This window comes from Mycobacterium sp. E3339 (assembly GCF_001666915.1).
Lineage (GTDB): Bacteria > Actinomycetota > Actinomycetes > Mycobacteriales > Mycobacteriaceae > Mycobacterium.
In genome coordinates this window covers 1-11,656 of the sequence record NZ_LZIZ01000192.1, presented here as the reverse complement: position 1 = coordinate 11,656, position 11,656 = coordinate 1, and the positions used below count along the sequence as shown (strand labels likewise).

Genomic DNA, 11,656 nt, shown 5'->3' with positions numbered 1-11,656 from the left:
CCGGCGATCGCCTCGTCGGTGGGGCTGCGCTCGACGCCTTCGGTCGCGAGCAGCTCGGTGATCTTGGCGCTGGTGATCACGGGCAGGCCGTCGACCTCCCGCATCCAGGCGACCTGCTGGCCCTTGCGCAGCTTGCCGTTGTAGATGCGGATCAGGGCGAGCCGGCCGAGGAAGGCCGACGCGTCGAGGTTGGTCACCAGCGCCTGCAGCGGGGCCTCGGGGTCCCCCGACGGCGGCGGGATGTGCTCCATCAGCACGTCGAACAGCGGGTCCAGGTTGTCGCCGGCGGGCACCTCGCCGTCGGCGGGCTGCTCAGTGCTCGCGATGCCCGCGCGCCCGGACGCGTACAGCGTGGGCAGGCCCAGCGCGTGTTCGGCGGCCTTGGCGGCCTCGTCGTCGAGGTCGGACGCGACGTCGAGCAGCAGGTCGTGGCTGGCGTCGACGACCTCGGCGATGCGGGCGTCGGGCCGGTCGGTCTTGTTGACGACGAGGATCACCGGAAGGTGCGCGGTCAGCGCCTTGCGCAGCACGAACCGCGTCTGCGGCAGCGGCCCCTCGGACGCGTCGACCAGCAGCAGCACACCGTCCACCATGGACAGGCCGCGCTCCACCTCGCCGCCGAAGTCGGCGTGCCCGGGGGTGTCGATCACGTTGATGACCGTGACGGTCCCATCCGGGTTGACGCGGTGCACCGCGGTGTTCTTGGCCAGGATTGTGATGCCCTTTTCCTTCTCCAGGTCACCGCTGTCCATGATGCGTTCCTGGGTGTCGTCGCCGCGGTGGTGCAGCGCCCCGGACTGCCGCAGCATCGCGTCCACCAGGGTGGTCTTGCCGTGGTCGACGTGGGCGACGATGGCGACGTTACGGAATGGCACGTCGGTGATTGTGGCAGCGCGGGGCCGTCAAAGGCGAACCGGCAGGTGCGGCCCGCCCGCCGAACGGTGTGCGTCCGGGGCGGCCCGTCGCGGCGTTTCGCCACCCTTACCGCGCACCGAAAGCCCTGGATGCACCCGGGCGCTACCAGCCCCGGCGGCGGGGCGCGGTGCCGACCAACTCGCCCTTGGCCGCCTCCTCGCGGCTGCGGTAGACGATGTAGGGCCGGAACAGGTAGGCGATCGGCGCGCTGAAGATGTGCACCAACCGGGTGAACGGCAACAGCGTGAACAACACCATGCCGATCAGGGCGTGCAATTGGTAGTCCAGCGGCGCGTTGATCATCACCTCGCCGTGCGGCTGCAGGAGCCAGATCCGGCGGAACCACATGCCGACCGTGTAGCGATAGTGGAACTCGCCGCCGTGCGGCCCGGTGCCGATCAGGTCGCAGTACAGGCCCACCACGATGGCCAGCACCAGCACGGTGTACATGATCTTGTCGTTGCGGGTGGTGGCCAGCGACACCGCGGGGCGGGTGAACCGCCGGTAGATCAGCAGGCCGATGCCGGCCAGGGTCGCGAAGCCGGCCAACGACCCGGCAATGACGGCCTGCAGATGGTAGAGGTGGTCGCTCAGTTTGAGCATTTGCGTCACCCGCGGGGGGATCAGCAGGCCCATCACGTGCCCGGCGAACACCGCCAGGATGCCGAAATGGAACATCGGGCTGGCCACCCGCAGCAGCCGCGACTCGTAGATCTGCGAGGACCGCGAGGTCCAGCCGAACTTGTCGTAGCGGTAGCGCCACCAGGTGCCGACGATCAACACCGACAACGTGACGTACGGCGAGATATCCCAGAACAGCACGCTGTCAAACACCTTGCGCTCCTTCACGTCTGGGTGGCACGGTCAAGTTGAAGGGTTGCAGCCCAACGGCTTCCGCGGGCGGCCCGGCTTGGGCCAGGCGCTCCGCGCGGCGAACGTCGGAGTCGGTCGCCACGGGCAGCGTCGCGCACACCGCCGCCACGCATGCCTCATACGGCGACTCGGCGTCGGCGAGGGCGCCCCGCAACACGTCGAGGGGGACGCGGTGCTCGGTCAGCAGCCGCCGCCCGGCCTCGGGGTCGACGGTGGCCGCGAACTCCAGCACGACGGGCAGGTGGTCGGGCGCCTCGGAGCGCGGGGGCCGCACGCCCGCTTCCCGGTATGCGGCGGCGAACTCCACCATCTCGCGCCCGCGGTTACGGGTATCCCCGGCGGTCCAGTACGTCAGGTACATCGTGCAGCGGCGCCGCATGTCGAAGGTCGCGACGTAGTCCATCGCGGCGGCCATCGGTTCGCGCGCGCGCAGTGCGGCCAGCGTCTGCCCGAGCAGCGCCGTCGCCGGCCCGGTGAGGTGGCCGAGCAGCTCCTCGACGGTGTCCAGCCGGGCCGGCAACTCGTCGTCCGGGTAGGCCAGCAGCAGCGACGCCGCCTGCCAGATCAGTCGGTCCCGCAGGGTGTCGGTGCGTCCGCGACGCAGCCTCATTGCCCCTCCCCCTGCGGAAACATCCCGGCGGGCACCTGGCCGCCGTCCCAGTTGAGCAGGTTCACCCGCCGCGCGCCGTTGGTCGTGGGCTCGCCACCGGGCCGCTTGAGCGCGTGGAACGTCTCCACGGAGACCGGCACCGGGTCACCCGAGGAATACATGCCCGGCCCGCCGTCGCCGTCCAACGAGCAACCCATCTGCTCGAGGTCACGGGCCTGCGGGCTGAAGGCGGTCGGAATGACGTACCGCTCTTCGTATTTCGCGATGGCGAGCAGCCGGTACATCTCGTAGATCTGCTCCTCGGTCATCCCGACGGATTGCGGGATGTGCGGCTGCGTTTCACGCCCCAGGTTGATGTCGCGCATGTACGACCGCATGGCCGCCAGCCGCCGCAGCACGCCCTCGACCACGGCGGTGTCCCCGGCGGTGAACAGCTCGGCCAGGTACTGCATCGGGATGCGCAGCGCGTCCAGCGCGCCGAACAGGTTGCCCAGGTCCTCGCCGTCGTGGCCGTCGCGGCTCACCGCGTCGACCACCGGCGACAGCGGCGGGATGTACCAAACCATCGGCATGGTGCGGTATTCCGGGTGCAGCGGAAGCGCCACCCGGTAGGTGTTGATCAGCGCGTGCACCGGCGAACGCTGCGCGGCCTCGATCCACTCGTCGGAGATGCCGCCCGCGCGGGCGGCGGCGATCACCTCGGGATCGCTTGGGTCCAACAGGATTCGGCGTTGCGCCTCGTACAGGTCCGTCTCGTTCTCCACCGACGCCGCCTCCAGCACCCGGTCGACGTCGTAGAGGACCAGGCCTAGATACCGCAGCCGCCCCACGCAGGTCTCCGAGCAGATGGTCGGCAGCCCGACCTCCATCCGTGGGTAGCACAGGGTGCATTTTTCGGCTTTTCCGGTCTTGTGGTTGAAATAGACCTTCTTGTAAGGACATCCGGAGACGCACATCCGCCAGCCGCGGCAGCGGTCCTGGTCGACCAGCACGATGCCGTCCTCGCTGCGCTTGTACATGGCGCCCGACGGGCACGACGCCACGCACGACGGGTTCAGGCAGTGCTCGCAGATGCGGGGCAGGTAGAACATGAAGGTCTCTTCGAGCTTGAGCTTGACCTCGTCGCTGACCTTCTTCAGGATCGGGTCGCCGGCCAGGATCTCCGGGGACCCGGCCAGGTTGTCGTCCCAGTTCGGCCCCCAGGACACCTTCATCGGCTCGCCGCTGATCAGGCTCTTGGGCGCGGCCGTGGGAAAGGTGTCGCCGGCGGGCGCGGTGGTCAGGTTCTCGTAGTCGTAGGTCCACGGCTCGTAGTAGTCATCGATGATGGGCAACCGGGGGTTGGCGAAGATGCGCAGCAATTTGTGGATGCGGCCGCCGTCGCGCAGCCGCAGCCGTCCCTTCTTGTCGCGTATCCAGCCGCCCCGCCACCGCTCCTGATCCTCGTAGGTGCGCGGATAGCCTTGCCCCGGGCGGGTTTCGACGTTGTTAAACCACACGTACTCGGTGCCGCTGCGGTTGGTCCAGGCCTGCTTGCAGGTGACCGAGCAGGTGTGGCAGCCGATGCACTTGTCGAGGTTCATCACCATCGCCAACTGCGCCATGACCTTCATCTAGTAAGTCACCTCCTGGCTGCGCCGCCGCACCACGGTGACCTCGTCGCGCTGGTTTCCGGTGGGCCCCATGTAGTTGAAGGCGAACGCGTGCTGGCCGTACCCCCCGGCGAGGTGGCTGGGCTTGATGCGGACGCGGGTCAGCGCGTTGTGGTTGCCGCCGCGCTTGTTGTTGGTTTCGGTGCGCGGCGTGTCGACCGTGCGTTCCTGCACGTGGTAGACGAACACCACTCCGTCGGGCATCCGGTGGCTGACGATCGCGCGGCACACGTAGATGCCGTTGGCGTTGACGGCCTCGACCCAATCGTTGTCGCGCACTTTGAGTTTGGCCGCGTCGCCGGGGCTCATCCACATCGTCGGCCCGCCGCGGGACAGCGACAGCATGTACAGGTTGTCCTGGTAGGTGGAGTGGAATGACCACTTCGAGTGCGGCGTCAAATACCGCACGGTGAGCCCGATCCCGTCGTCGGTGGGGCCGAGCTCGGGCTGGCCGAACAGCCGCGTCATATCCAGCGGTGGACGGAACACCGGCAGGTGTTCGCCCAGCTCCTCCACCCAGTCGTGGGCCAGGTAGAAATGCATCCGCCCGGTCAACGTGTGGAACGGCTTGAGGTTCTCGATGTTGATGGTGAACGGCGCGTAGCGGCGGCCGCCGGTTTCACTGCCCGACCATTCCGGGCTGGTGATCACCGGCACCGGACGCGCCTGGGTGTCGGCGTAGCTGATGCGCCGCTCCTCGCTGCCCTCGGCCAGGTGCGCCAGCCGTTGACCCGTCCTCTTCTCCAGCTCGCGGAAGCCCTCGACCGCGAGCCGGCCGTTGGTGGTGCCGGACAGCAGCAGCAGCACGTCGGCCATCCGCGCGGCCGTGGTGATCGCCGGACGCCCGGCCGCCGCACCGGAATTCATCACGCCGAACTTGGCGGCCAGCTCCTCGACCTCCCGGAACGGATGCACGGTGATGCCCTTGGTGGTCAGCCCGAAGGTCTCGACGAGCGGCCCCAGGGCCCGCCACTTGTCATAGACGGCGCCGTAATCGCGTTCCACCACGGTGAGTTTGGCCATGCTGCGCCCTGGCACCGGCGTCGCGCCGGTGTGCAGCCAATCTTCCTCGGCGCCATCGGGATAGGCCATCGCGTCCGGGGTGTCGTGCTGCAGCGCGGTGAGCACCACGTCGCTGCGGGTGCCCAGGTGCCGCTTGGCCTGCGCGCTGAAGGCGTGCGCGATGGCGCCGAAAGCCTCGAAGTCCGAACGGGTTTCCCAGGGCGGATCGGTCGCGGCGCTGAAGGCGTGCACGTACGGGTGCATGTCGGTGCTGGAGATGTCGGCCTTCTCGTACCAGGTGGCCGCGGGGAGCACGACATCGGAGACCAGCGTCGTCGAGGTCATCCGGAAGTCGATCGACATCATCAGGTCGAGCTTGCCCTCGGGGATGTCGCCCTCGCAGACCACGTCGGCGGGCCGTATCCCGTCGGCCGGCGGCTCGGCCTGCACATTGGAATCGGTGCCGAGCAGGTGACGCAGGAAGTATTCGCCGCCCTTGCCCGACGAGCCGATCAGGTTGGCCCGCCACACCGTAAGCACCCGCGGCCAGTTGACCGGGTTGTCGGGATCGGTGATGGACAGCTTGAGCGTGCGGTCGCGGAGCTGCTCGGCGACATACTCGGCGACGTCACGCCCGGCGGCGCGGGCGTCGTCGGCGACGTCCAGGCTGGACCGGTCGAACTGCGGATAGAACGGGCTCCAGCCCATCGCCGTGGCCGAGGCCAGCAGATCCATGGTGTGCTTGCCCGCGAACCTGCCGCGCCCCAAGGGGCTGGCCAGCTTGTCCGCCCCGTAGCCGTCGTAACGCCACTGGTCGGTGTGCGCGTACCAGTAGGAGGCGCCCGGCACCTGCCGCGGCGGACGCACCCAGTCGGTGGCCATCGCCATCGTCTGAAAACCGGTGAGCGGACGCACCTTTTCCTGGCCGACGTAGTGTGCCCAGCCGCCGCCGTTGCGCCCCATCGAGCCGGTCAGCATCAGCAGCGCGAGCACCGCTCGGTAGATGGCGTCGCCGTGGAACCACTGGCAGATGCCGCTGCCCATGATGATCATGGACCGGCCCCCGGATTCCTCTGCGCTGCGGGCGAATTCCCTGGCCACGCGGATGGCCTGCGCCGCGGACACGCCGGTGATGGTCTCCTGCCACGCGGGGGTGTTCTGCTGGGTCGGGTCGTCGTAACCCGTGGGCCATTCGCCGGGCAGTCCCGGCCGGGCGACCCCGTATTGGGCGAGCATCAGGTCGAAAACGGTGCACACCCGGTGCTTGCCGACGCGGCGCACCGGAACGCCCCGCGCGACGGTGGCGCCTTCGCCGTTGATCGTGTCGAAGCTGGCCAGGTGCACGAGCGCGGTGTCGTCCGACCGGAGGACGCTGAGCGCCGGCTTCAGCTCGCCGAGGTCCAGGTTCCACTTTCCGACGCCGTCCTCGCCGTACCGGAAACCCAGCGAACCATGTGGCACCGCAACCGAATTCGTCGCCTCGTCCCACACCGCGGGTTTGAGCGCCGCATTCTCGGAGCTCTTGAAGGCCTCGCCCAGGTCGGCCGCAGTGAGGTTCTTCCCCGGCACCAGCATCTCGCCGCGCTCTTCCAGTTTGATCAGGAACGGCAGGTCGGTGTAGCGGCGCGCGAAGTCGGCGAAGAACGGAACCTCCTTTTGCACATAGCATTCCGAGAGGATGACGTGCCCCATCGCCATGGCCAGCGCGCCGTCGGTGCCGGCCGCGCACGGCATCCACTCGTCGGCGAACTTGGTGTTGTCGGCGTAGTCGGGGCTGACGGTCACCACCTTGGTGCCGCGGTAGCGCGCCTCGGCCATCCAGTGCGCGTCCGGCGTCCGCGTGATGGGCACGTTGGAGCCCCACATCATCAAGTACGCCGCGTCCCACCAGTCGCCGGACTCGGGCACATCGGTCTGATCGCCGAACACCTGCGGCGAGGCCACCGGCAGGTCGGCGTACCAGTCGTAGAAGGACGTCATCGGCGCGCCGATCAGCTCGAAGAACCGCGACCCGGCGGCGTAGGACACCATGGACATCGCCGGGATGGGCGAAAAGCCGGCGACCCGGTCGGGGCCATAGGTCTTGATGGTGTGGACGTGCGCGGCGGCGATCAGCTCGGTGGCCTCCGCCCAGGTGACCCGGACCAACCCGCCCTTGCCCCGAGCCCGCTGATAGCGCCGCCGGCGCTCGGGGTCGGCCTGAATGTCGGCCCACGCCAACACCGGATCGCCGAGGCGGGCCTTGGCCTCCCGGTACATCTCGACCAGCACGCCGCGGGCGTACGGATAGCGCACCCGGGTGGGCGAGTAGCTGTACCAGGAGAACGACGCCCCACGGGGGCACCCACGCGGCTCGTATTCCGGCCGGTCCGGGCCGACCGAGGGATAGTCGGTCTGCTGGGTCTCCCAGGTGATGATCCCGTCCTTGACGTAGATCTTCCAGGAGCAGGAACCGGTGCAGTTGACCCCGTGGGTGGAGCGCACCACCTTGTCGTGACTCCACCTGTCGCGGTAGAACACGTCGGCCTCGCGGCCGCCCTTGCGCGTCACCGTGCGCAGGTCGGGCGAGAACTCGCCGGGCGTGAAGAACCGCCCGCTGCGCTCCAGCAACTCCTCGAGCGCGCCACCAACGTGTGGTGTGACAGTCAACAGCTATCCCTTCTACTTCGTGGCGCCACGCGTCGGGACCGTTGCTTGGATCCAGGTGCATCCAGCCGAAGAGTCGTCGGCCCGCGGGCAATGCCCGCTCGATCGGACACCGGCATCGGGCGCGGCGGACGGGCCTATCGCCTTCGCGCGTGGCCTCTTAACGAAAAGTCGTTTGGTCAGCATCGGTTTTACGGACCCAGCGGCGCCCGGCGCCGTCATCACCCGACCACTTCCGGCGGGCACTTCAGGGTCAAGTGGTTATTACAAGTTCACGTTGGGGTTATACCTAAAGTTCACCCTGGCCACCTTCTGCGGCGCTGGATGTCAGCTGCGGAAAGGCTGTGGGCTTGTTATGAGGCGGGTTCGGCCAGCGCGCGCACCAGGTCAGCGACCCAGGTCCGGTCGGCGGGGACCCAGTCGACGTCCGGCAGCTCGGCCGCCGTCACCCAGCGCACGGCCCGGTGGTCGTGCGCGTGCGGCTCGCCACCGAGCAGCCGCACGCGGTACGCGCGCAGCGTCATGCGGTCCAGCGCGATGTCATCGCCCAGCCGGTCCCCCACCGCGACGTCGTTGACCGACAGCCCCAGCTCCTCGGCCAACTCCCGGGTCAGCGCGTCGCGCTCGGTCTCACCGGGCGCCACCTTGCCGCCGGGCAACTCCCAGCGGCCGGCCAGCTCGGGCGGCCGGGCGCGTTGGGCCACCAGGACCGTGGCCCGGCGGATGATCGCGCCGGCGACGACGATCTGGGTCGGCATGGCCAGACGGTATACGGCGGGTGGGTGCGGGCCGAAGGTGGTGAGTCGGCGGGGCGGGCGCCCCGAACCCGCCCGCTTGATTTTTCCGAATTCGGCCCGCGCGCTTGCGAAGCCGCATACGCTTTCGACACGAATCCAACAAGGTAGCGACACGTCACTCCATCGGGCAATTTGGCAAGGATGCATGCGACCTTGCTAGGGCGGCGGCAGACCCCAACTGCCGCGGTGTTTCATTTTTCTGGGTGCCGCGTCGTGACCCTCCTTACGCGTGCGCCCGAACCCCATCAAGGAGCCTTTCCCGTGACTGCGACAGATGCATCCGAGGTAACCATCGGCAGAGTGGCTAAGCCGGTCCACCAACGGCTGGTGGATCGCGGCCGAGAAATTGGCCTTTTGGCGTTGAAATACCTTGTGTTGGGCGTCGCCCAAGTCGCCATAAAGGTCGTCGACCTATCCGTCCCCCGACGGTTTTCTCTGGTCGAGACGACCCCGTTCATCGACCCGCGCCAATTCGAATGGCACGACACCCTCACGGCGGCCTACCCCGAAATTCGGTCCGAGCTGGAAGCTTTGTTGTCCCACACCGAAACGATCCCGAATCACCAAGACATCGTCGAGGCGATACGGACCCTCACGGACGACGACAAATGGCTGAGCCACTTCCTCTACATCTATGGCCGGCGTTTCGAGAAGCAGTGTGCGGAGTGCCCGGAAACCACGGCCCTGCTCGAGGACATTCCGGGAATGAAGACCGCGTTCTTCTCCATCCTTTCGCCCGGCAAGCGGATACCCCCGCACAAGGGGCCCTACCGCGGCGTCATGCGCTACCACCTGCCCCTCCTCGTCCCCAGCCACGGCGACTGCGCCATCCGGGTGCACGACGAGATCGCCAAATTCGAAGAGGGCGTCGCGATCATGTTCGACGACACGTACGAGCACGAGGTGTGGAACGACACCGAGGAAACCCGCGTGGTCTTATTCCTCGACATCGTGCGGCCGATGAAATTTCCCTTCAACTTGGTGAATTCGGCGATCATCGGTTTTGCCGGCTGGTCTCCACTGGTCAAAGGGATGCAAAAGAACCAGCTGACATTCGATCGCGCGGTCAAGAAGTCCGCTTAACCGCGTTCCGGTCCAGAGCAAAAGCGAGCCATTGTCGATTGAGCGCGCCAGGAGCGACTCGCGGCGTCGCGTTTCGGGTCGCACCCGGGCGGTCATGGCAGTCTAATTCGGTGACCCGGACCGGGGCGCCGGGCCCGGGCAAATGGGCAGCCATTCCGGCCGAGCGCTCCGAAATGCCGGGACGCCTTTGTCCGTGCCGAGTTCGTCGTGCTTATTCGACATCCCTCGACCACAAAGGCGACGGTCTGTCCAATTGCGGTGGAAAGCCGAGTTGATCCATCTCGGGTGCGGCCGAAAGAACCGCCAATTGCCATTGGTCGGTGCTGTCGGCAGCGGCTGAAATCGCGCTCAGCGATTCGAAAGCACGGGGCCGGCCAATAGCGCTGGAACACATGGTTAATTGTTGCCGAATGCGACCGTAGTCACGCGCGCCGGATGCGGGGCGCGCCGCGTCGTTGGCGCGCACGGCCTACCGTCGAGTGCAGGCACAACGGAGAGGACGCAGCGATATGACCGTGTTGACGGACGAGCAGGTGGACGCCGCACTGTCCGATCTCGACGGGTGGGAGCGCATCGACGGTGCGCTGCGCCGGTCGATCAAGTTCGACAGCTTTCTCGCGGGCATCGACGCGGTGCGCCGGGTGGCCGAGCACGCGGAAAGCAAGGACCATCACCCCGACATCGACATCCGGTGGCGGACAGTCACTTTCGCCTTGGTGACGCATTCCGCGGGTGGCATCACCGAGAACGACGTCGCGATGGCACACGACATCGACGAGATCGTCGGGGGTTAGTCCGTCGGGGCGGACCGCCTGCCGCCGGCGGCGACCCACACCGGGGTCGCCACCGCCGCCACGATGTAGACCAGGCCCGCCCACGCCAGGTACCACGGGCGGCTGATCTGCCAGATCGTCGGTTGCGCAAAGCTCAGTAACCACGGCACACCGACGATGGTCAGCGCCAGCCAGCCCCAGCCCACGACCCGCGCGCCGGGGCGCTCGCGCGCAGGCCCGTGAATCGCCCAGATCATCAACGGCACCAACCAAACCCAGTGGTGCGTCCAGGAAATCGGGGACAGCAGCAGCCCGAACATCTCGACCACCAGCAGCCTGCCCAGCCGGTCGGACGGATCCAGCGCCCGCCAGGCCAGGACGGCGACCACCGCGGTGGCGCCGATGGCGATCAGCACGGGCGGGCCAAAGCCCGCGTCGTGGCCCAGGATCCGGGAGATGCCGCCACGCCAGGACTGGTTGAACGAGGTGGCGATCGGCCCCACCCGGTGCGCGTCGCCCAGCAACCGGGTGAAGTAGTAGCGGGTCTGGTCGCCGACCACCAGGGCCGACACGCCGATGGTCGCCGCGAAGACGGCGACGGAGAACGCGGCCGCGGCCCATCGCCGCGCGCCGACCAGGTAGACGCCCGCGATCGCTGGGGTCAGCTTGATTCCGGCCGCCACGCCGACGAGTAGACCGGACAACCACCACCTCGAAGTCCATACCGCCCACAGCACGGCCAGCATCAGCAACACGTTGACCTGCCCGTAGTCGAACGTGCTGCGCAGCGGCTCGATCCAGATGGTGACGGCGGTCCACAGCATGGCCAGGCGGCGGCCCTCGGCGCCGCCCGCATCGCCGATCAAGCGCTGGCTGATCCGGATCGCACCGTACAGCGCGGCCATCGTCGCGATCTGCCACGCGAAGGCGACCAGGCCGAACGGCAGCCGGGTCAGCGGGTAGAACACGACCGCCGCGAAGGGCGGGTAAGTGAATGGCAGCGGGAAGTCGGGCGTCTGATCCGCGTACACGTAGCTGTAAAGCGTGCCGGGGTGGTCGAGTGCGGCGGCACCGCCGAGGTAGACGTGCAGGTCGACGAAGTTCGCGCCGTGCGGCGCCAGAAACGTCCAGGCGAACCGGGCGGCCACGCTCGCGACCAGCAGCGCGGGCGCCGCGGCCCGAAGCAGGCTCGCGAACCGCCGGCGCGGGGATGCCGCCGGGGCGGCCGAGGTGGTGTCTATCCGCCCGACTTTAGCGATCCGGGCCAACCGACCCGCACATCCCCGCGGGCCCGGTCGCCGGGCG

General features: G+C 68.1%; 9 protein-coding genes. 2 read left to right on the top strand and 7 right to left on the bottom strand.

The features are described 5' to 3' along the window. The 6 genes from A5702_RS17670 to A5702_RS17645 all read right to left on the bottom strand — a co-directional run. The coding region (locus A5702_RS17670) for a GTP-binding protein (RefSeq protein WP_156669665.1) at positions 1-875 on the bottom strand (875 nt) is incomplete at its 3' end. Between the two features lie 142 nt (positions 876-1,017). Further along, positions 1,018-1,749: a respiratory nitrate reductase subunit gamma gene (gene narI, locus A5702_RS17665; RefSeq protein ID WP_055398947.1), complete on the bottom strand. Its 732-nt coding sequence runs from the start codon at positions 1,747-1,749 to the stop codon at positions 1,018-1,020. Further along, a complete protein-coding gene (narJ, locus tag A5702_RS17660; RefSeq protein WP_068222265.1) occupies positions 1,742-2,398 on the bottom strand; it encodes a nitrate reductase molybdenum cofactor assembly chaperone in 657 nt (218 codons plus the stop codon). The genes narI and narJ overlap by 8 nt, the downstream gene beginning before the upstream one ends. Beyond that, positions 2,395-4,011: a nitrate reductase subunit beta gene (gene narH, locus A5702_RS17655; protein ID WP_068222263.1), complete on the bottom strand. Its 1,617-nt coding sequence runs from the start codon at positions 4,009-4,011 to the stop codon at positions 2,395-2,397. The genes narJ and narH overlap by 4 nt, the downstream gene beginning before the upstream one ends. Beyond that, the gene (locus A5702_RS17650; RefSeq protein ID WP_068222260.1) at positions 4,012-7,701 is read right to left on the bottom strand and encodes a nitrate reductase subunit alpha; all 3,690 of its coding nucleotides are present in this window, start codon (positions 7,699-7,701) and stop codon (positions 4,012-4,014) included. It abuts the gene before it with no gap. Between the two features lie 350 nt (positions 7,702-8,051). Further along, positions 8,052-8,456 (bottom strand): (deoxy)nucleoside triphosphate pyrophosphohydrolase, encoded by a 405-nt coding sequence (locus tag A5702_RS17645; RefSeq protein WP_055398846.1) that lies wholly within the window; start codon positions 8,454-8,456, stop codon positions 8,052-8,054. Positions 8,457-8,636: 180 nt separating this feature from the next. Here A5702_RS17645 and A5702_RS17640 point away from each other — a divergent pair, with 180 nt between their 5' ends. After that, a complete protein-coding gene (locus tag A5702_RS17640; RefSeq protein ID WP_082956106.1) occupies positions 8,637-9,578 on the top strand; it encodes an aspartyl/asparaginyl beta-hydroxylase domain-containing protein in 942 nt (313 codons plus the stop codon). 509 nt (positions 9,579-10,087) lie between these two features. Then, complete coding sequence (locus tag A5702_RS17635) at positions 10,088-10,372, top strand: 4a-hydroxytetrahydrobiopterin dehydratase (RefSeq protein ID WP_068222258.1); 285 nt, start codon at positions 10,088-10,090, stop codon at positions 10,370-10,372. On the opposite strand, the gene A5702_RS17630 is transcribed toward A5702_RS17635, so the two are convergent. Beyond that, positions 10,369-11,619 (bottom strand): mannosyltransferase, encoded by a 1,251-nt coding sequence (locus A5702_RS17630; protein WP_068222256.1) that lies wholly within the window; start codon positions 11,617-11,619, stop codon positions 10,369-10,371. The genes A5702_RS17635 and A5702_RS17630 overlap by 4 nt on opposite strands. Between the last annotated feature and the right edge of the window lie 37 nt (positions 11,620-11,656).

What these genes read in the sequence shown, in the direction of transcription:
- A5702_RS17640 (WP_082956106.1), top strand. Translation starts at nt 8,637, where the DNA reads ATGCATGCGACCTTGCTAGGGCGGCGGCAGACCCCAACTGCCGCGGTG.
- narJ (WP_068222265.1), bottom strand. Translation starts at nt 2,398, where the DNA reads ATGAGGCTGCGTCGCGGACGCACCGACACCCTGCGGGACCGACTGATC.
- A5702_RS17635 (WP_068222258.1), top strand. Translation starts at nt 10,088, where the DNA reads ATGACCGTGTTGACGGACGAGCAGGTGGACGCCGCACTGTCCGATCTC.
- narH (WP_068222263.1), bottom strand. Translation starts at nt 4,011, where the DNA reads ATGAAGGTCATGGCGCAGTTGGCGATGGTGATGAACCTCGACAAGTGC.
- A5702_RS17645 (WP_055398846.1), bottom strand. Translation starts at nt 8,456, where the DNA reads ATGCCGACCCAGATCGTCGTCGCCGGCGCGATCATCCGCCGGGCCACG.